A 20,451-nucleotide genomic window follows, 5' to 3' on the forward strand; every position below is an offset into this window, starting at 1 on the left:
GCATATTGTCCACCTCATCTACAAACACTCTCGGCAAATACCAGATCATCAGGGAGATTGCGCGCTCAAACGATATCGTCTATGAGGCGCTGGACCCGTCAATAAACAGGCACGTAGCCCTGAAGGAACTCTGCATACCGCCGAATGTCACCGGCGCGCAAAAGCGTGAACGCATAGAGCGCTTCCTGCGTGAGGGCAGGGCTGCGGGTAAACTGGCACACCCGAACATCGTCACGATCTATGATGTCGGCAAGGACAACGACCGCTATTACATCGCGATGGAGTTTCTCACAGGTCAGACGCTGCGCGATATGCTTCAAGCGGGTGGGGCGCTGTCGATAAGTGATGCGGTGAACTATACTCTGCAGCTTTGCGATGCGCTTTCATATGCCCATGCAAACGGCGTGGTCCACCGGGATATCAAGCCGGACAATGTCCAGGTTCTTCCCGGCGGGCATATTAAGCTTACGGACTTCGGGATTGCACGCATGATGGGTGAGTCGTCGATCACTCAGGACGGCCAGGTCTTCGGCACACCGAGCTATATGTCGCCTGAACAGGTCGCGGGCAAGAAACTCGACACCCGCTCTGACATATTTTCGGTGGGTGTGATGCTCTATGAGATGATAGCGGGCAAGAAGCCATTTTCGGGCGACAGCGTGGTCACCATCACATATAACATAGTCAATATGGAGGCTCCGCCTCCTCCAGGTGCGCCGCCGTATCTGGTCGGGATTATCCGCAAGGCTATGGCAAAGGATGTCAATGCCCGGTATCAGAGCATAGACCAAATGGCTGACGACCTGCGTGAACAAAAATCGAGCGGAGCATTTCTGCCCGACCCGACTTCAGTGCCAGCTTGGCCTCCGCAGCAGGTTGGTGGCGTTACGCCTGACCCATTCGGCCAGCCGCCTTCTGTGCCTGTGACGCCGTATGGTACGCCCGTGCCGTCAACGAGCGCAGGCGCTGATCCATCGTCCATTCCCGATCCGTTTGCGCAGAACGCGCCCATGCAGGCACAGATGCCTCCGTCGGCTCCGCCTGCGCCTGTTATGAGCGCGGAGACACGCAATTTCCTGGGTGTGTTCATGCTTGTGATCGCGCTGGTGGGGATGCTTTTCTTTGCAGTGTGGGCGGTGAACTTGGCCTATAGCAGCTATCGCACCAGCATGACGTCGGATACGGCACTCAAATACCTCAATCAAGGCGACAAGCTCTATAAGGCCGGAAACCAAAGTGGCGCGGTCCAGCAGTGGATGAATGCAGTCCGTGTGTCGCCGGACTCCGATTATGCCAAAAAAGCGCGCGAACGCATATACACAGTTGAGGTTGCTGTTGCTCGGGGATATTATGAAACGCGCAATATCTCCTCTCTCAAAGACACTGCCAAAACGCTGATCGAGGCGAGCCCGAACCGTCCAGAAGGGTATTTTTACAGCGCTGCGGCGGGGTATTTTGAGGGCGACATGGATAGGGCGAAGTCTGACTATGCCAAGGCTATCCAATGCGGCGGCAATGATTCATATGCTCAGGCTGCCCGCACCAACCTCGGCACTATCTACATAACCGAAGGCGACAAGTTTGCTGCGGCGGGTCAGAAAGACCAGGCTATCTCGTCATATGAGAATGCCAAGAAGTATGGCGACTCGAACATATTGCAGGCGGCTCAGGACAGAATAACACGTTTGCAGTAACTGAGAGCATGACTGCTCACTATATTTGTCGTGATGGGTAGGGATCTCCGAATCCCTACCCTAAAGCCAGTGCCGGATCTCCGAATCCGGCTTCTTGATGTAAGATTTTGGGGTTCGGAGACCCCATTCTGGCCATAAGGTGACGATTCAGAGATCGTCACCTATCCGTTTTTCATATTTTCCTTATTCGTATGTTTGCCCTGCAGTGACCGGGAACTTGCGGCTTTGCGCTGCGTAAAATATACTACAGCTATATTATGAGGTGAAATCCACTGCGAAAGTTAATTCCGCTTATGTTTTGTATGCTCTGTCTTTCAGCCAATTCAACCAGTGCCGATGAATTTCGCGGCGGGTGGGTCACTGCCTGGAACAAGGGTCTGTTCACTCCATCCGAGGCCGATGCCACCATCGCAGCCGCCAAAAAAGCAGGGCTGAATACGCTGTTTGTCCAGGTCAGGAAGGTGGGGGATGCTTATTACGACTCTTCCATCGAGCCTCGGGGTGAGAATATAGCTCCCGGTTTCGACCCGTTGGCATATATGGTCGAAAAGGGTCATGCCAACGGCATTCGCATCCACGCATGGGTCAATGTCTGCCGCGTGTGGCGGGAAAAGACTCTTCCGACAGACCCATCGCATATCGTAAATCGCCATCCGGACTGGCTCAACAAAGAGTATGACGGCAACATGCATGCAGACGATGGGATGTTTATGGACCCGGGTGTGCCCGATGCACGCGAATACACTGCCGATCTGATAGCCGATATAGCCAAACGTTACGATTTGGATGGCATCCACCTGGATTATATCAGGTATTCGGGGACCGCATGGGGATATTCAGACATCGCTCTTGCCCGGTATAAGGCTGAGAATGGCACGCAGTGCAGACCCAAACCCGATGACCCGAAATGGCTGCGCTGGAGGATGGATCAGGTGACTGAGTTGGTGAGTGTGATCCGTTCACGTGTTCATGCCGTCAAGCCGAACCTCACAATTACCGCTGCAACCATAGCCTGGGGAGACTGCATGCCGACCTTTACGGACAATGCGGCCTGCAAGCGGACCTGTCAGAATTGGTGCAATTGGTTAAACGGCGGGCTGATAGATGCTGCCGTGCCTATGAACTATCGCAGGGAAAACAAAGCCGATATGGCCGCTCAGTTCAGGCTCTGGCTGAAGGGTTTTGCCAAATGGGGAAACGGCAGGCCGACCTATGTGGGCGTCGATTTGCACAACAACAGCACATCGAATATCCTCCGCCAGATAGCCGCGGTCAGAAAAGCCGGTCTGCAGGGCTATGTGCTGTTTTCGTTTAATGATTTTCCAGTCAGAGACGCGATAGTAGCGGCTCTGGCAAAGCAGTCGGGCGTATCATCAAATGAAGAATGCTCCACAAGTGCCGGGTTCTTCGATAAAGGTATCCGGTGCGCTGAGGCCAATCAGTTGGGCATGGCCAAGGTCTACCTCAAAAAGTCAATCGAGATGGATCAGAATAATGCAGAGGCTCACTTCCGACTCGGGCGAGTATATCTGCGCGAGAAAAACTACACTATGGCTAAACAGGAGTTTGATACCACTCTCACGCTCGACCCGTCGCACGAGGGCGCAAAAGTCGAACTCGAATCTATAGCACTTTAACAGACGATATCCAGAAAATACGATGGTCGGGGTTATTCTTGCCCCCGACCGATCTTCCTAGGCATTCTTGCCCATAAACAACCCCTGATTTTTAACTAAGATGCGAAGGTTTTCTTAAGGCAAATGTCTAAGAGTTTCATTGGTAGAATTGTGCAGTCGTGCAAACCGCAATGAGGAGGCTTGACTATGCCTAAGGTTCTTGTCAGCGACAAGCTGGCCAAAGAAGGTATCGATATTCTAAAGCAAGTTGCCGATGTTGATGTAAACACCGGCCTGTCGGAAGACGAGCTTTGTAAAATTATAGGTGATTATGACGGCCTGGTAATCCGCAGCGGCACCACAGTCACCGCGAAAATTCTGGAGTCGGCAAAGAAACTCAAGATCATTGGCCGCGCTGGAGTTGGGGTCGATAATGTGGACGTTCCGGTCGCCACTGAAAAGGGCGTGATCGTGGTCAACAGCCCCGGAGGCAACACGATAGCTGCCGCCGAGCTTACTGTCGCCATGCTCCTTGCGCTGTCACGAAATATCCCGCAGGCATACTCTTCCATGACCCAGAAGGAGTGGAACCGCAGTAAGTATGTCGGCAATGAGGTCTACAAAAAGACACTGAGCATTCTGGGTCTGGGCAAGATAGGTCAGGAAGTGGCAAAGCGCTGCCAGTCATTTGGGATGAAAGTGATCGCGTATGATCCGTTCATCAGCGCTGAAGCAGCCGAATCTCTTGGTGTTGAACTCGTCGAACTCGAAGATTGTCTCAAGCGCGGTGATTACATCTCGCTGCACCTGCCGAAGAATAAAGACACTCTAGGTATGATTGGTGCGAAGCAATTCGAGATGATGAAAGATGGAGTGCGCATTGTCAACTGTGCTCGCGGCGGAATCATCGACGATGCTGCGCTTGCCGATGCTTTGAAGAGCGGCAAATGTGCCGGAGCCGCGCTGGACGTATATATTTCCGAGCCGCCGGACTTTGCAAACGAACTTTTCTCGCTGCCGAATGTGGTGACCACTCCGCACCTCGGCGCATCGACAAAAGAAGCACAGACGAATGTTGCCATTGATGTGGCCGAACAGATTGTGGACGTCTTCCAGGGCAGGTCGGCAAGGAGTGCAGTAAATATGCCGGCGCTTTCATCAGAGGTGCTGGCGGCAGTTGCGCCGTTCCTGCCGCTTGCGGAGAAGATGGCTTCTTTGGCGGTGCAGACGATTGAAGGTAGGCCGTCGCAGATCACGATCAAATATGGCGGTGAGCTTGCCTCATATGAAGTGGGTCCCATCACTCGAAGCGTGCTGGTCGGGCTGTTGAGACCGGCTTTGGGAGAGAGTGTCAACTCAGTCAATGCTCCTCTGATGGCGAAACAGAGAGGGCTGGACGTGGTCGAAAGCAAATCACCCGAAGGCGGGGAATATGCATCTCTGCTCACGATCAGCATGAAAACTGATAAGGGCATCTATGAAGTCGGCGGCACGCTCTTCGGGGCCAAAGACTTGCGCGTGGTGAAGATGGGCGACTATCCGATGGACCTGATCCCCGAAGGCGTTGTGCTGGTTTCAAGGCACACAGACAAGCCGGGAGTTATCGGCAACGTTGGTACTCTCCTGGGCAATGAGGGTATAAACATCGCAAGCATGTTCGTAGGGCGCAAGAAACCCGGTGAGACCGCGATAATGGTCCTGAATGTGGACTCGGAAATCCCTGCAAAGGTGTTGGAAAAAATCTTAAAAATAGAAGGAATCGAAACTATAAAGCAGGTAAATCTATAGCATAGACACCGAACAACCGAACCGTAATAGATCGGCTCGCCCCGGCAAGATGGGGGCGAGCCATAGTTTTGAGGTTAGTTGTGTTCCTGCAAAACAGGGTGCCGCCGAAGGTGCGGGATTCTTATAAGAAAGATGCCTGGACAGGCATTTTGGGTTCCGTTATGTCGGGGCTTACAGTCCCCTTCATCGCAATCATCGCTCGCGAACAGCTCAAGGCGAGCATATTTGAGATAGGCATAATTTCGGCTGTGCCCACCGCTGGCAGCATCCTCTCGCTCTACTGGGCCCATATGATGAAAGGCCGGTCTGCAATGAAGTTTGCAGTCTGGCCGGGTATTATCTGTAGAACTCTGCTCCTGCTGGTATTCTTCACGACAGATTCCTGGTCGTTTGTCACGATCATCTCATTATTCTGGATCATCAGCACAATCCCCGGTCCCGCATATTCCGTGCTTATGAAGGAGATATATCCTGACAGCGACCGCGTTCGGATCATGTCCTATGTGCGCGTGTGCATTGTCATTACAACCATAATTGTCGCCGCAATTGCCGGACCTGTACTAAAGGTCATAAGCTATCGATATGTCTTTCCGGTTGCTGGGATTTTCGGGATAATTTCCGCATTGTGTTTTTATCGAATATCCAGTTCGGCGGTCATCACCGGGTCATCTGAGAGTTTTTTGCATATGATAGTCGATGCGGTACGGGCGCTGCGACAGGACCATGCATACAGATGGTTTTGCGGCGGCGTGTTTATATTCGGCGCTGCGAATTTGTTTGCCATACCCATATACTCGATCTACCAAGTGGATGTGCTGCATGTCGATACTCGCTGGGCGTCCGTATACACGGTAATAGGTCTGGTAGTGGCAACGGGAGCCTATTTCTATTGGGGACCGTATGTCGATAGAAAAAGACCTGCTGCGGTATCGAGCATCTGCACGTTTCTGTTTTGCATCATTCCGATCAACTATCTGTTTGCCACGCAGACCTGGATGCTGATACCCACATGCATAATCGGTGGGGTCGCAAATGCCGGGCTTGAGCTGGCGTATTTCAACAGCATTTTGCACTATGCTCCCGCCGACAAAGTGACGTTATATCAGGGTGTTTTCGCCAGTCTGATGGGAATCCGCGGCATCAGTGTGCCATTCATCAGTGCGGCGCTGGTGCAGGGTGACATAATTTCGATGCATACGGTGTTTATTGTTTCTATGTTGGTGATGGTCTTGGGTGCCTGTGCTCAGGTATACGGCATGCACAGGTATGAGAGACAAAGATGAAGAGCGCACGATAGACGATTCGATGCGCTCTTCAAGACGTCTTCAATGATCCGGACATAGAGCTATTTCTTTTTCTGTTGTTTTTGCTCTTGTGCCATCTTCTCTTTCATTCTTGTGCTGCGCATTTCTCCGCCACGGCGTCCGATTTCGGCGTAGAATTCTGACCCGCGTTCCTGTTTTACTGTTTCTCCACCCTTCTTGCCAATTTCTCGATAGAATTGCGGTCCATATTTCTTTTTGACTGCTTCACCGCCTTTACGTCCGGCCTGTTTGGCGAGTTCAGGGTTTGCGGCGAACCCGCCTGATTGATCGTGTTCATGTGAGCCGCGATGAGCCTCCGAAATTTTCTTTGCGCCGACAGATCCGCGTCGTGGTCCTGGTTTTTCTTCGGCCATGAGGACACCTCCTCCTAAAATGTTGTAACTCGGCATCGAGAACAAAAGTCGAGTGTTGCCGGAATTGTCACAGATACACGAGTATCCGCCTGAGAGATACCCAAATATACCTATATAAAAAACAGATTGTTATGATTATGGATTATTATAGTCGCGATTGTCAACAGTAACAACACAACGTCCGATTGTCGAGCAATATATTGCTTAGATGGAAGTGAGATGTGAGAAGTGAGATGTGAAATGTATGTTCGGACGCGATATCTGATCGCTTCCGAAGCAGATACTTGCAATATCGGATTGCGGAAACCGACAGCAAAACAGCAGTCATTTCAAATGCAGTTCATCGGATAATATCAAGTCATTCCGAACGAATGTGAGGAATCTGCTGTGAACCATACGTTGATATTTCAGAACCGCTGAGGCGCTGAAACATATTGAGACGCTGAAGACTACACACCGTTTGTAGGCTGATTATCTCTTGGCTGAATCGGCATGTGCGGATATATGAAACCTGAATTGCTCTCCGCTATTTTTGAATCAGTCTTATTGAAAGACTGAATTCGCACGGTCTGAGCAGATACTGCTCCCATGGGCCGGGTCCACAGCTTGCAGAGCCGATGCCGTTGTGTCGGTAGTCAAGATTAAGTGTAATCTCATCTCGCGGAACAAGCTCATATGTATGTCGTGCATTATCAATATCTGCCGTAGTGAAATAGTGTGCGCTGAAGTCAAGTGTTGGATCACCAATTGCTGTGAGTCCCTCGCTGCGTGTGTTTGTTAGAGTTACCCAGCTCACATCCGTGCGGCTGCCGTTTTCCTGAGGGAAAACATAGGGCGTATAGAGATCGTCTACACTCATCGAGTGCAGCCCGAAACGTCCGGCCTGTTTCGTGTCAACATAGCATTCGCCCGGTCCACGTCCGAACCAAGTGACCTGGTCCATATCGCTCGGAATGGTCATCTGCAAACCAATCTTCGGCAGAGTATCCGGCCAGTCGCCTATCGGCTTGCCGTGTATGTCTATGATAATCTCACCGTCGCCGTTGATGGTATACGTATACTCACATTCAAACGCGCGGTCATATACAGGCGGTGCAATTCGCACCCCGGCATGAATCCTGACAATACCCGGCTCCGGCTGACTGATCTCAACTGACTTGACCCGATGCTGGAGCAGGTGCAAACCAGCATTATGCCAGGAATCGACCCAAATCTTGTCGTTATCTATCGGCGCTCTCCAGAAGTTGAGCCTGGGTCCCGAATTGAGAAGCTTTTTGCCATTATGCCGCCAGTCACTGATTATTGCATGGATTCGGTCGAATGTTATTTCAAAGTCGCTTCCAGTGACTTTGATGAGAGTATCACTCTCATGTAGACCCAGCGTTGCCGTCGAGGAGATGGTCCGGGATTTAAATCCCCTTTTAGCGCTGACAGGCAGTCTAAATTGTGCCCATGCCACTTCGTGCCCGCACTCAGCCCATATTTCATCATATGCCAGCGCAAATGACATAGTCAGGCAACACTCACCTGACTTTGGCGTATCATAATTAAGTGCGATATCTGCGGACTCATGAGGCTCAACGTGCGGAATTTCGGCTTTACCATTTTGAACTGGTCTACCGTCACATTCGACTGACCATGTCAGCGCCAGATGGTCCAGTGAGCTGAAGTCATAGAGGTTTGTGATCCTGAATCGGCCCGATTCTGGGTCGACCGGATCGACTCTCACAGGTTCGATTACCTTCTTATATTCGATCAGGCCGGGAGAGGGTCTCCTGTCGGGAAAGACAAGTCCATCGCAGACGAAGTTGCCGTCGTTCGGCTGGTCGCCAAAGTCTCCGCCATAGGCAAAATACTCGATGCCATCATCAGTGTGCCGCCTGATCCCATGGTCGCACCACTCCCAGATAAAACCGCCCATCAGTCGCGGATATGCATAAAAAGCATCCCAATACTCTTTGAGACCGCCGGGACCGTTTCCCATCGCGTGGGCATATTCGCACTGTATAAATGGCATTGCCTTATAATCGTGATGCGCACCCTCGATCTCATACTCACCCTTACCTATCTTTATCACATCATCCAGATGAGCATACATCCGGCTGTATACATCAGCCAATTCGAGCTTGTAATCGCCTTCATAATGGATTGGTCGGGCAGGGTCGAGTTCTCGGGCTTTTGAGGCCATAGCCTTATGATTGCAGCCCAGGTTCGACTCATTTCCCAGCGACCACATGATTACCGACGGATGGTTTTTGTCGCGCTCGATCATTCGCACCATTCGATCTACGCATGCGCTTTTCCATTCCGGGTTATCCGCCACATTGCCGCGCCATTCGGGCATATAGACGAACCCATGCGTCTCTAGGTCGCACTCGTCAATCAGATAGATGCCGTAATAGTCGCACAGATCATACCAGCGCGGGTCGTCCGGGTAGTGCGAGGTGCGCACAGCGTTGATATTATGCCTTCTCATCAGCAGAATGTCTTCGATCATAGCCTCGATGGGCACCGCCCGACCACGGTCTGTGTGAAACTCATGGCGGTTTACGCCTTTGATCTTGATCGGCGCACCATTAATGCAGAAGATACCACTCTTGATCTCCACCTGCCTGAATCCAACATTCACCGGAGTCACTTCGACCACATTCCCGCTGCTGTCTTTGAGAGTGACGAGCAGAGTATACAGATATGGCGTCTCCGCGGACCACTTACTGGGTTTGGTGACAGACATATCGGAGTGTATGCGCGTATTTCCATTCTTGCCGACACTAAGGCGCTCCGAGCAGGCGGCAACCTCTCTGTTCGTGTCGTCGAGCAAAGTCGCATCAAGACTAAAACCGCCAGCTGACTCATTGGAATAATTTTTGACATCGCAAGTCAGACTCAGTATGGCATCGCGATAGTCATTATCGAATGTGGTGCGCACGGATATGTCCCAAATATGCGTTTTTGGAACGGCTGTGAGATACACATCGCGAAATATACCGCTCAGCCACCACATGTCCTGGTCTTCGCAATAGCTGCCGTCGGACCACTGGACTACCCGAACAGCTATAGTGTTTTTGCCTGTGCGGACATGCTCGGTGATATCGAACTCGGCCGGAATTCTGCTTCCTTTGCTGAACCCGACCTCGACTCCGTTCACCCAAACGTAAAAAGCCGAGTCGACTCCCTCGAACCACAGAAATATCTCCATGTCTGACCACTCATGGGGTATATCAAAATTGCGCAGGCATGAGCCGGTGGGGTTATCAGTCGGAACATGCGGCGGGTCGACCGGGAACGGATACATAACATTCGTATAATGCGGATGACCATAGCCCTGCATCTGCCAATTACCAGGCACACTGATCTCATCCCATGAGGCTGCGTCGAAGCCCTCGGCAAAGAAGTCAGCGGGTGCGGACTGCGGGTTATGGGAATAATTGAACTTCCATTTGTCGTTCAAGAGCACGAACCATGGTGACTTTTCGCGGTCACCGGCGGCTGCACTGGTCCTGTCGGGGTAGGGGAATATATTAGCTCTTGCGGGCAATCGGCTGCGATGAATGAGTTCAGGGTTTTCCCAGTCGTTTTTCAAGATGTCCTCAATAAGTCCGGTCGGCGGTCGTCAGTCTTCAGTTTTTTCGGAGGAACATTCTCACGAAACGCACCTCCATATAGCAAAATGTATCGGGACAAGGATGTCTCGATACAACAAAACAACAATAATCAATATTAAATACAAAATACCAAATTAAAAATTAATGGTGGTTCCGGGGCCTGGAGTCGAACCAAGACTCACGGCTCCAAAGGCCGTTGTTCTGCCATTGAACTACCCCGGATCACCGGCTTTATTATAATGGCTATTTACCCTATAGTCAAACTTACCACTTAGGCATTTGCAAAAGCATGTCATATAATCAGAGAGTTGAGATGGGGGCTTTGCCCCCAATCTTCCAACCAAGGGCGCTGCCCTTGGATCCCGCCAGGAGCCAAGTGGCCCCTGGACCCCCATAGCGAAGTTGGATACCCCCTGCAGGGGGTATCCAACTTCGGGTCAGAAGGTCAAGGAAACCGGGTTTCCTTGCAGAGTCCAGAGACAGAGTCTCTGGTCAGGAGTTTGAGGGTGAAACCCTCAATACAAATTCTGTAGATTTGACATACACTCGTATTGGTCTTGCAAAAGGCAGTGGCGTCTGATATACTGTATTAGAACTGGTTGGCGACGTTGTAAGAGTGGGAGTTTCGCCCACTCTTTTGCGTTTGCCAAGGTATCAGGAGAAAAAACAGCTAATGAATGCAGATTTCCTGGATGCTCTCCGACAAATCGAAAGAGAGAAAGAGATACCTCTCGAGGTATTGCTTTCAGCTATAGAATCCGCGCTCGAGACCGCGTATAAGAAGAATTACGCGACCACGGGTGATATACGTGTGCGCGTCAGCTCGTCAAAGGGCGGTTTTCACGTCTACTGCGAAAAAGACGTGGTCGAGAACGTCGTAAACGAACACACCGATATCACTCTCGATGAAGCGCGTCAATATGACCCGGATGTAAAAATCGGGGAATCGATCGAGATCGAGGTCACACCGGAGAACTTCGGCAGGATAGCTGCACAGACTGCGAAGCAGGTTGTGGTCCAGAGGATCCGTGAAGCCGAGCGTGAGAGAGTATATGAGGAGTTCGGCGACAGGGTCGGCGAGGTGCTCACATGCACTGTCAGCCGCCGCGAGCAGAGGAATGTGTTCGTCAATCTGGGCAAGATCGAAGCATTGCTGCCGCCTGCCGAACAGGTCTCCAATGAGCCATACAGGTTTAATGACAGGCTGAAGGTATATGTGCTGGAGGTCAGACGCACACCCAAGGGTCCACAGGTCGTTGTGTCGCGGACACACCCCAGCCTGATAAGGCGGCTCTTTGAGTTTGAAGTGCCTGAGATATCCGAGGGGATCGTCGAGATCAAGTCGGTCGCGCGTGAGCCTGGCGCTCGAACTAAAGTCGCAGTCAGTTCCAATGACGAAAAGGTCGATGCTATGGGCGCATGTGTAGGTCACAGAGGTGCCCGAGTGCAGTCGATCGTCAACGAACTGTATGGTGAAAAGATTGATATCGTTCGTTGGAACGAGAATATTGAGAAATTTATCGGCGAGGCGCTCTCTCCGGCCAAGTCGATTTCTGTGAAGTGTGATGAGGAGAGCAAGACTGCTCTGGTCATAATGCCGGACAGCCAGCTTTCACTTGCGATAGGCAAGTCCGGCCAGAATGTTCGGCTTGCAGCCAGGCTCACCGGTTGGCGGATAGATATTCGCAGTGAGTCTCAACTGGCCAAGGCTGAGCTTACGGGCGAGGGACTGGAAGATGAGTCGGCAGTGGTTGCCGAGCCTGATTTGCAAGAGCAGGTGGATGAGCCTGAGGGAGTTGCCGAAGAATAAATGGCAAGTCATGAGCGCAAGGTTCCGATCAGGACTTGTGTGTCTTGCCGCGAATCTTCCGAAAAGAAGCGGCTCATAAGGATTGTTCGCACCTCTGCAGGCGACGTTGTAATTGATCCAAGCGGCAAGATGCCGGGCAGGGGAGCATATTTGTGCGGGGCAGTCGAGTGCACAAGGTCGGCCATTAAGGCAAATAAACTTGCTAGAGCGCTCAGGTGTGAGATTCCTGAGCGCTTAAAGGAAGAACTAAGCAATTTACGCTAAGTGAATTGCACTTCTCAGCATAGAATCCGTATATGTTATAGTGCAATCTCTAATACAAGTTTTGGGCGTAATTTACTTAGACAAACTGGTGGAAGAAGAGCAATGACGGGAAATATCGTGATGATGGGGATATGGTCTATGGAAGCTGAATAACACTGACATTTCGTGTTCTTTAGTCATTAATCCACTCTTATCCTCGCGGCTTCCCCTCTCGTTGCCATATTATCATTCTTCTTATTTCTTACATCTAATAACACTAAATCGGAGGTGGACAAAATATGAGCGAGATCAAAGTGCATCAACTCGCAAAGGACCTGGGGATCAACAATAGCGACCTGCTCGCCGTCCTGAAGGATTTGGGCGTAGAGGCCGCAAGTGGGTCTGCGGTCCTCGACGCCTCCACAGCCCAGACTGTTAAGGAGATGATATCCCAGGATAAGGGTGTCATTGCTCAGGCCAAAACGGTTGAAATACCTCAGTCGCTCTCCGTCAGAGAATTGGCGGATGCGCTTTCAGTAAATGCAGCCGATGTTCAAAAACGGCTTGTCGAGATGGGCATTCTTGCGAGTGTGAACCAGCAGATCGGCGCGGATGTGGCAGGCAAGGTGGCGGAGAAGTGGGGATACTCGGTCAAGGTCGTCGCTAAAAAGGAAGCCCGTGAGCAGAAACCGGCTAAACTGGCACCTCAGCCCAAGTCAAAGCATGCAAGCAAGATGCTGCCGAGGCCGCCTGTAATCACGGTTATGGGGCATGTTGACCATGGCAAGACCACTCTGCTCGATGCGATACGCCGCACAAACGTCACGGAGCAGGAGTTCGGCGGGATCACGCAGCATATCGGCGCATATCAGGTTGATTGGAAAGGAAAGAAGATCACTTTCCTGGATACTCCGGGTCATGCAGCGTTTACAGCAATGAGGGCCAGGGGCGCAAGCGTGACGGATATAGCCGTATTGGTTGTTGCGGCAGATGATGCTGTTATGCCTCAGACGGTTGAAGCGATCGACCATGCCAAGGCGGCCAATGTGCCGATAATCGTGGCCATAAATAAGATAGACAAGCCTGAAGCTAATATTGAGCGCACCATGCAGCAGCTTATGGAGCACGAACTGATGCCCGAGGAATGGGGCGGCGACACAATTGTCGTGAAGACAGCCGCCAAGCAGGGTCAGGGTATCGATGAACTGCTTGAGATGATACTGCTTGTCGCGGAGATGGGGGATCTTCAGGCGGAGGTATCTGCAAGCAAGGTGCAGGGCAGCGTGATCGAGGCTCAGGTCGATCCGCATAGAGGACCTGTCGCCACTGTCCTTATCCAGCGCGGCACACTCAAAATTGGAGCTTCGGTGGTTGCGGGTGAGGCATATGGCAAGATCAAAGCCATGTTCGATGACAAAGGCGAGCGCATCACAAAGGCGACCCCTTCCACTCCTGTTGAGATTCTGGGTCTATCGACTGCTCCTCAGGCCGGTGACAAGCTTGAGTCCGCCAAGGACGACAAAGAAGCCCGGTCCATTGCGGAAAAACGTGTTGCGGAAGCACGTCAGGAGCGTATTACTGCTACCAGCAAAATCACACTCGAAGACCTCTATAAACATATTCAAGAGGGCATGGTAAAGAAGCTCGGTGTTGTCCTGAAGGCCGACGTGCAGGGCTCCGAAGAAGCTGTCAGGCAGTCACTGCTCAAAATTGAGCATGAAGAAGTCCGCGTTGAGATAATCCACTCCAGCGTTGGAAACATAAATGAGTCCGACATACTGCTGGCGACGGCGTCAAATGCAATCGTAATAGGTTTCAATGTTAAGGTATTGCCCGATGCGGCAAGAATGGCTGAGGCGGAGCATGTCGAGATCAGGACATACAACGTCATCTATGAGCTTACCAAGGATGTAAGAGGCGCTATGGCTGGTTTGCTTGAGCCGGTCTTTGAAGAGGTCAAATTGGGTGAGGCCGAAGTCAGAGCCACATTCCGCATACCCAACCAGGGTCTTGTTGCAGGCTGTTATGTGACAGACGGGCGTGTGGTGCGAAACGAAGGCGTCAGAGTCCGTCGGGACAATGAAGTGGTATATGAGGGCAAACTCGACTCACTGCGCCACATCAAAGATGAAGTCAAAGAGATGGCTCAGGGTTATGAGTGCGGTATCAGGACCGATGGCTTCAATGACTATCAGGTAGGCGATATCATAGAGGCATTTACAAAGAAACAGATCGCGCGCGCCATTTAGTGATTGATTTTTTATATTTGATATTTTGCCCGGCGTCCGATGGGCATGCCGGGCATTTTGAATTTGGTGAGTGATATGGTTATAGGGATTCTCACTGTTGACCTGTCCGTTCCCGGCAGCGACACGCTCAAGGACAAACGCCAGGTCATCAAGAGCCTGCTGGACACGATCCGCAATAAATTTAACATATCTGCCGCCGAAGTTGGCCATCTCGATTCGCACAGGCGTGCCGAGCTCGCATTTGCATGCGTGAGCAATGAGCAGCAGTTGGTCAACAGCATGCTCAACAAGATCATGGACCTGATCGAGTCCAACCCACTGTGCGAAGTGGTCGAATCCGATTTACAGTTCGTATAAAATCCGGTCTCGAAAGGAGGCCATATATAATGACTACACGCCAGGAAAAAATACAAGGTCTTCTCAAAGAGGAGATAAGTGATATACTCCGCCGTGAGTTCAAAGACCCCCGTTTAGGGTTTGTGACAGTTACCGACGCCGAGATCACGCCTGATTTGCGGCACGCGCGGGTGTTCGTCAGCGTATTAGGAACAGATGAGGAACGCAGCGCGAATATGGCAATATTAAAAAAGGGCGAGCACTTTGTGCGCCAGGCATTGGGCAAACGTATTCACATGAAGACTCTGCCCGAAATCGAGTTTAAGCTCGACACATCCGTTGACAAGGGCATCAGGATATTCGAGCTTTTGGAAGAAATCAAGCATGATAGCGAAGAACACTCTTAGAGACGCTTGGACGCGCCTTACAAAAGGCACCTCTTTCGTTCTTGCATGCCACCAGCGTCCCGACGGCGATACACTCGGCAGTGCGCTCGCTCTGGCGCATATTCTCCGGCGGATCGGTAAGGACGTAGTCGTCCTTTCCGAGGACGGTGTGCCGGACAATTACCAATTCATTCCCGAGTCAGACAGTGTGCTTACCCAGACAGACAGGCGCGACTTCGACATAGGCGTGCTCGTAGACAGTGAGGGTCTCAAGCGCATTGGGACGGCTAGCGAGGCCATCTCCAGCGCAAAGCAGACTGCCTGCATCGACCATCATGTTCCAAACGGCGAGTTCGGCGATATACGTGTGGTCGACAGAAGCCTCAGCTCGACTGCAGAAGTTATGGCTGAATTTTTCGACGCAAATGATGTCGAGATCGACAAGACGGCTGCCACACAACTCCTTACCGGCCTGATAGCTGACACAGGCGCATTCAGGTTCGCAAACACGACAGCCAGGACGTTCGAGATAGCGGCGCACCTGCAGTCACTCGGCGCACAGCCCTCTGTCATTGCGCGTGAAGTGTATGAAAGCAGACCGTTGAGATCGGCAAAACTTTTGGGCAGGGCGCTGACATCACTTGAGACCGATGAGTCCGGGCAGGTGGTCTGGGCGTCAATCACCCGCAAAGACCTAGACGACCTCGGAGCAACCGATGCCGACACTGACTCCATAGTAAACCATGTCACGGCCGTCAAGGGTCCGAAAGTAGCCATTCTTTTCCGCGAGACGAAACCGAATTCGATCAGGATAAGCCTGCGCTCGCGTGACGGTGTTGATGTGAACCGGATAGCAAAGGTATTCGACGGCGGCGGGCATGTTGCGGCGGCGGGCTGCCATTATGATGGCTCGCTCGAAGATGCAAAAAAAGCGATTGTGGCTGAGGTCTTGAAATGGACGGGGTCGTAAACATCCGCAAGACGAGCGGCCCGACTTCCCACGATGTTGTTTATGACATCCGGCGTATTTTCGGCCAGAAAAGGGTGGGGCACGCAGGAACTCTCGACCCTATGGCGACGGGTGTGCTTGTAGTCTGCCTCGGCAAGGCCACGCGATTTGTCGAATACCTCATGGGCACGACCAAAGAGTATATCGCAGAAATGGTTCTCGGTCAGTCCACGGATTCTGAAGACTCCACAGGCACCATAATATCAGAGACTGACGCATCTTCCGTGACCCGTGAAGCGTTGGAAAGTGCAATCAAGTCATTTGTCGGTGAGATCACACAAATTCCTCCGATGGTCTCTGCTGTCAAACATGAAGGCCAAAGATTATACAAACTTGCACGCCAGGGCAAAAGCGTCGAGCGTAAGGGACGCCAGGTAACCATCCATTCAATCGATCTGCTGGACTTCACTGCAGGTAAACTCGCGCAGGCTCGGATACGTGTAAAGTGCTCCAGCGGGACATACATCCGCACGCTCTGCTCCGATATTGGTGACACGCTAGGCTGCGGTGCGCATATGTCGGCGCTTGAGAGGACCAGGGTCGGCAGTTTTACTATCGAGAACGCAGTGACAATTGACCAGCTTTATACAGCTAAAGACGAAGGTCGCTTGGACAGTTTGGTCACTGATATCAACACGGCTCTTTGTGAGATGCCGTCTGTTACATTATCTGATCAAGGTGCGGATGACATCAGATATGGCCGGCCGGCTGTCATTGGCGATGAACATGAGACCGGCAAAACCGTGCGCGCTCTATCTTTCGACGGCGAGTTGTTGGCAATAGGTGAAGTGGTGGATTTGGACGGAAGCAGGGTCCTCAAGCCCAAGAAAGTGTTGTGTGTGATGGATATGGACTAAGAAATGATGAAGATAGAAAGAATGCGCATACCAGCGGGAGGATACTATATTCCTGCTATTTTTATTATACCCAAAGATCCGTCGGCAAGTGTGGTGCTTGCTCACGGTTATGGCGGCTGCAAGGAAGAAGTGTTGGGGATTGCATGGAGGATTGCCGAGGCGGGTCTGAGAGTCTGCTCAATAGACTTGAGCGGGCATGGCGAGAACCCGAGTGACTTTGGTGTCGGAATCCTTGACGACATGGAAGCTGCAATCGCATACTGCCGCTCTTTTGGCAAAGTGGCTGCAGTGGGACATTCGCTTGGCGGCAGACTGGCGCTCATAAGCTCGGCGGATTATGCGATAGGTATCTCACCGGCAGCAGCGGACTGTTTCAGGGACCAGACATACAAAGTGCTCAAAGCCACACGCAGTTATCGTGTGTGCAACGGCTCCATGAGCGTGCTCAGGAGTGTTCTGAAAGATATTCCTACATGGAAACCGGACAATGCCGGGAATACACTGGTGTTGTTCGGGTCGAGAGATTTGCCTGAAATTTCTGCATTTTGCCGAGTTCTAAATTCACCTAAAATAGAGATAGAAAATGCCCTCCACAGCGATATATTCACTCTGGAGACTACTTTTCGAGCTGTGGCGGAGCAGTTGAATGTCTGGTTTGCTAAATAGACTGCTTTATGTGTGATTCCAGGATGTTGACGTTAATACGAGCGGCTAAAAAACATGCAAATATATATTGCTATTGGTGTATATAGATGTGATATTATAGTGAAAAATATCTGGGTGGAGAATATGTATGGCACGAGATGATTTTCCGTCGGACACGAAAGATTTGTTAGCACACAGAGTTGGAATGCGTTGTTCAAATCCAAATTGCCGCAAGCCAACTAGCGGGCCACAAGATGATCCTGGTAAATCTATTAACGTTGGGGTGGCTGCCCATATTACGGCTGCTTCAACAAAAGGACCACGATATGATGTGCGTTTAAGCAAAGAGGAACGTTGTGCATCTGATAATGGAATCTGGTTGTGCCAAACATGTGCAAAGCTGATTGATAACGATGAATTGCGTTATACAGTTGGGCTTCTGCAAGAATGGAAACGGCTTTCAGAAAAAGCAGCTCATATGGCAATCGAATGTAATTCAGAGGAATCAGTGTCTGGAATTACAGACAACGAAATTATAAACTTTTTCGCGGTATGTTTTGACAGACCTGCTTTTCAGGACGTGTTTATGCAAGAAGGCTCAATGGAGTCTTTTGATAGAGCAATATCAGATACAATTACAGCAATTAACACAGGTTGCCTTCGCGCACGTGATGGAACTGTTTTAACTTGTGCAAAAGGAAAAGCTTTCCTTCAGAACGTCAAATGGCGTGATCGGATGGATGTAATTGTGGATATGTTGCGAGCTATTCGATCCAGATACGAAGATGCATGTAAATCAGGCGCGATCCACTTAGGAAGTGAGCAAGATGGCTATAGCTTTTATTGTATCAACGACCATGAGGTTGCATGTTGGATGGATAATACACGATTTCAAATACTAGAATTATTCTCAGAGATAGCACGAGAAGCTTGCGTAAAGCCGTTTGCCTTTCCACGATCACATCGGCGATGGTGAAAGAGTATCATTTTTGCTACTTCCTCACAATCGCGTCTGACATCCTCGCCACACGTGCCATCTCTTTAACATCGTGGACCCTCACAATATCCGCACCGTTCGCGATAGAGATAGCGACAGTTGCGGCAGTGCCCTCCAGACGTTCGTTGACGGGCAGATCACCCAGCACCTTGCCGATAGTGTTTTTGCGCGATGTGCCGACCAATATCGGGCGGCCTATGGATGTGAACTCACGCAGCCTGCGCATCAGCTCCAGGTTATGATCGACAGTCTTGCCGAAACCAATTCCTGGATCGACTATAATCATGCTCTCATCTACTCCTGCTTCGACAAGCGCACTCATTCGGTCACGCAGGAAGCCATGCACCTCGCCGAGCAGGTCGTCATATTGCGGGTCGATCTGCATATTCTTGGGCGAGCCTTTGATGTGCATGATGATTACCGGGCACTGCTTTTTTGCAAGCAGCGCGGGCATATCCGGGTCGAATGTGGCAGCACTGATGTCATTTACTATATGCGCCCCCGCGTCCAGTGCGGCTTCCGCGACCTCGGCCTTATATGTGTCTATGGAGATCGGCACATTGACCCTGGCGGCGATTTTGTTGATGACGGGGACCACGCGCACGATTTCTTCATCGGCGGTTATGGCGTCCGAACCCGGTCGGGTGGACTCGCCGCCCACGTCTATGATATCCGCACCGTCTTCGACCATCTTTACGGCTGCATCGACAGCAGATTCCACGTCGGAAAATCGCCCGCCATCTGAAAATGAGTCCGGTGTGAGGTTGAGGATGCCCATCACCAGAGTCTTGGAGCCGATTTTGCTGAACATTTCGACGAGCTTTGAGTCTATGGCAAATGCAGATGTGGGCACGATGGGCGTGGTATCGAAGTGCCTTATCGCCGACTCGATCTCAGCGGCAATTTCCTTGCTGCCGAATCCCTGTTCCAGCAATGAGCGCAGGACATAGTGAAACTGCTTTCGCGTGCCCATCAGGATCATGTCGGAATTGGCGACCTTGGCCACTATGACATCTTTGTTGATGGCGGCATCTCCACCGGCGGATAAGAACGCTTCTTTGAGGATATGTGCGATGGGGAGACGCACATTTTCCAGCTTGACCAGAAAGTGCTGCGCTTTAGGCAGCATATGCCGGATTCCGGCCTCTTCGGCTCCGACAAGCATAATCTCACGGTTTATCTCGGCGTCATTTGCAGGGCAGATTACTCGCGCTTTATGAGCCATAGTCACCACCTCAAGATACAATTCTGCAAATTGGCCCCACATTCCTGCTAATTATGCTTGGACCCGTGGCACGCGCTTTGCATAATATTAGATAGGACGGAGGAAAATATATGATAAAAGTGAGGATTAGAATTAACCGTGCCAGGAAGAACGGCGATCCTGTCATTCAGAACGTCTGGACAAAAATGGCAAAGACACTCTCGTCCGTTTGGGATACCGGTAATTACGAGTAATAATCAACATAAAGTCAAAACGAACTGAGCGTGAAATCAGAATTTTTGAGCGTGGGCAGTTCGTTTTTACGCATTATTCA

General features: G+C 51.2%; 16 protein-coding genes and 1 tRNA gene. 13 read left to right on the top strand and 4 right to left on the bottom strand.

The features are described from left to right. Positions 1 to 5 precede the first annotated feature (5 nt). The 4 genes from LLG46_05675 (at position 6) to LLG46_05690 (ending at position 6,381) form a co-directional block, all read left to right on the top strand. Positions 6 to 1,694, top strand: a complete 1,689-nt coding sequence (locus LLG46_05675; GenBank protein ID MCE5322792.1) for a protein kinase — start codon at positions 6 to 8, stop codon at positions 1,692 to 1,694. 302 nt (positions 1,695 to 1,996) lie between these two features. Further along, positions 1,997 to 3,331 carry a family 10 glycosylhydrolase gene (locus tag LLG46_05680; GenBank protein ID MCE5322793.1) on the top strand — a complete coding sequence of 445 codons (1,335 nt, stop codon included), beginning with the start codon at positions 1,997 to 1,999 and terminating at the stop codon, positions 3,329 to 3,331. 186 nt (positions 3,332 to 3,517) lie between these two features. After that, positions 3,518 to 5,098, top strand: coding sequence for a phosphoglycerate dehydrogenase (serA, locus tag LLG46_05685; GenBank protein MCE5322794.1), 1,581 nt, complete (start codon positions 3,518 to 3,520; stop codon positions 5,096 to 5,098). A 68-nt stretch (positions 5,099 to 5,166) separates the two neighbouring features. Next, positions 5,167 to 6,381 (top strand): MFS transporter, encoded by a 1,215-nt coding sequence (locus LLG46_05690; protein MCE5322795.1) that lies wholly within the window; start codon positions 5,167 to 5,169, stop codon positions 6,379 to 6,381. Positions 6,382 to 6,443: 62 nt separating this feature from the next. On the opposite strand, the gene LLG46_05695 is transcribed toward LLG46_05690, so the two are convergent. The 3 genes from LLG46_05695 to LLG46_05705 form a co-directional block, all read right to left on the bottom strand. Continuing rightward, the gene (locus LLG46_05695; GenBank protein MCE5322796.1) at positions 6,444 to 6,776 is read right to left on the bottom strand and encodes a general stress protein B; all 333 of its coding nucleotides are present in this window, start codon (positions 6,774 to 6,776) and stop codon (positions 6,444 to 6,446) included. A 526-nt stretch (positions 6,777 to 7,302) separates the two neighbouring features. Next, a complete protein-coding gene (locus LLG46_05700; GenBank protein ID MCE5322797.1) occupies positions 7,303 to 10,359 on the bottom strand; it encodes a DUF4981 domain-containing protein in 3,057 nt (1,018 codons plus the stop codon). Between the two features lie 170 nt (positions 10,360 to 10,529). After that, positions 10,530 to 10,603 (bottom strand) — tRNA-Gln (locus LLG46_05705). A gap of 451 nt (positions 10,604 to 11,054) precedes the next feature. On the opposite strand from LLG46_05705, the gene nusA reads away from it, so the two are divergent. The 9 genes from nusA to LLG46_05750 all read left to right on the top strand — a co-directional run bounded on the left by nusA (position 11,055) and on the right by LLG46_05750 (position 18,892). After that, positions 11,055 to 12,191 (top strand): transcription termination factor NusA, encoded by a 1,137-nt coding sequence (gene nusA, locus LLG46_05710; GenBank protein ID MCE5322798.1) that lies wholly within the window; start codon positions 11,055 to 11,057, stop codon positions 12,189 to 12,191. Continuing rightward, a complete protein-coding gene (locus LLG46_05715) occupies positions 12,192 to 12,455 on the top strand; it encodes a YlxR family protein (GenBank protein MCE5322799.1) in 264 nt (87 codons plus the stop codon). Positions 12,456 to 12,733: 278 nt separating this feature from the next. Then, positions 12,734 to 14,683 (top strand): translation initiation factor IF-2, encoded by a 1,950-nt coding sequence (infB, locus tag LLG46_05720; protein ID MCE5322800.1) that lies wholly within the window; start codon positions 12,734 to 12,736, stop codon positions 14,681 to 14,683. Positions 14,684 to 14,758: 75 nt separating this feature from the next. Continuing rightward, on the top strand, positions 14,759 to 15,040 hold the full coding sequence (locus LLG46_05725) for a DUF503 domain-containing protein (GenBank protein MCE5322801.1): 282 nt from the start codon (positions 14,759 to 14,761) through the stop codon (positions 15,038 to 15,040). A gap of 29 nt (positions 15,041 to 15,069) precedes the next feature. After that, the gene (gene rbfA, locus LLG46_05730) at positions 15,070 to 15,426 is read left to right on the top strand and encodes a 30S ribosome-binding factor RbfA (protein ID MCE5322802.1); all 357 of its coding nucleotides are present in this window, start codon (positions 15,070 to 15,072) and stop codon (positions 15,424 to 15,426) included. After that, complete coding sequence (locus tag LLG46_05735) at positions 15,404 to 16,375, top strand: bifunctional oligoribonuclease/PAP phosphatase NrnA (GenBank protein MCE5322803.1); 972 nt, start codon at positions 15,404 to 15,406, stop codon at positions 16,373 to 16,375. Before rbfA ends, LLG46_05735 begins: the two co-directional genes overlap by 23 nt. Then, positions 16,360 to 17,271, top strand: a complete 912-nt coding sequence (gene truB / locus LLG46_05740) for a tRNA pseudouridine(55) synthase TruB (GenBank protein MCE5322804.1) — start codon at positions 16,360 to 16,362, stop codon at positions 17,269 to 17,271. Before LLG46_05735 ends, truB begins: the two co-directional genes overlap by 16 nt. 3 nt (positions 17,272 to 17,274) lie before the next feature. Continuing rightward, complete coding sequence (locus LLG46_05745) at positions 17,275 to 17,937, top strand: alpha/beta fold hydrolase (GenBank protein ID MCE5322805.1); 663 nt, start codon at positions 17,275 to 17,277, stop codon at positions 17,935 to 17,937. A 127-nt stretch (positions 17,938 to 18,064) separates the two neighbouring features. Next, entirely contained in the window at positions 18,065 to 18,892 is an 828-nt protein-coding gene (locus LLG46_05750; protein ID MCE5322806.1) for an HNH endonuclease, read from the top strand. A 16-nt stretch (positions 18,893 to 18,908) separates the two neighbouring features. Here the strand turns inward: LLG46_05750 and folP are convergent, their stop codons facing one another. Continuing rightward, positions 18,909 to 20,138 (bottom strand): dihydropteroate synthase, encoded by a 1,230-nt coding sequence (gene folP / locus LLG46_05755; GenBank protein MCE5322807.1) that lies wholly within the window; start codon positions 20,136 to 20,138, stop codon positions 18,909 to 18,911. Between the last annotated feature and the right edge of the window lie 313 nt (positions 20,139 to 20,451).

The organism is bacterium (genome assembly GCA_021371935.1).
Classification (GTDB): domain Bacteria; phylum Armatimonadota; class UBA5829; order UBA5829; family UBA5829; genus UBA5829.

Excerpts from the sequence above, each read along its gene's own strand:
- LLG46_05680 (MCE5322793.1), top strand. The coding sequence starts at position 1,997 with ATGCTCTGTCTTTCAGCCAATTCAACCAGTGCCGATGAATTTCGCGGC.
- serA (MCE5322794.1), top strand. The coding sequence starts at position 3,518 with ATGCCTAAGGTTCTTGTCAGCGACAAGCTGGCCAAAGAAGGTATCGAT.
- LLG46_05695 (MCE5322796.1), bottom strand. The coding sequence starts at position 6,776 with ATGGCCGAAGAAAAACCAGGACCACGACGCGGATCTGTCGGCGCAAAG.
- nusA (MCE5322798.1), top strand. The coding sequence starts at position 11,055 with ATGAATGCAGATTTCCTGGATGCTCTCCGACAAATCGAAAGAGAGAAA.
- LLG46_05715 (MCE5322799.1), top strand. The coding sequence starts at position 12,192 with ATGGCAAGTCATGAGCGCAAGGTTCCGATCAGGACTTGTGTGTCTTGC.
- infB (MCE5322800.1), top strand. The coding sequence starts at position 12,734 with ATGAGCGAGATCAAAGTGCATCAACTCGCAAAGGACCTGGGGATCAAC.
- LLG46_05725 (MCE5322801.1), top strand. The coding sequence starts at position 14,759 with ATGGTTATAGGGATTCTCACTGTTGACCTGTCCGTTCCCGGCAGCGAC.
- rbfA (MCE5322802.1), top strand. The coding sequence starts at position 15,070 with ATGACTACACGCCAGGAAAAAATACAAGGTCTTCTCAAAGAGGAGATA.
- LLG46_05735 (MCE5322803.1), top strand. The coding sequence starts at position 15,404 with ATGATAGCGAAGAACACTCTTAGAGACGCTTGGACGCGCCTTACAAAA.
- truB (MCE5322804.1), top strand. The coding sequence starts at position 16,360 with ATGGACGGGGTCGTAAACATCCGCAAGACGAGCGGCCCGACTTCCCAC.
- LLG46_05745 (MCE5322805.1), top strand. The coding sequence starts at position 17,275 with ATGATGAAGATAGAAAGAATGCGCATACCAGCGGGAGGATACTATATT.
- LLG46_05750 (MCE5322806.1), top strand. The coding sequence starts at position 18,065 with ATGGCACGAGATGATTTTCCGTCGGACACGAAAGATTTGTTAGCACAC.
- folP (MCE5322807.1), bottom strand. The coding sequence starts at position 20,138 with ATGGCTCATAAAGCGCGAGTAATCTGCCCTGCAAATGACGCCGAGATA.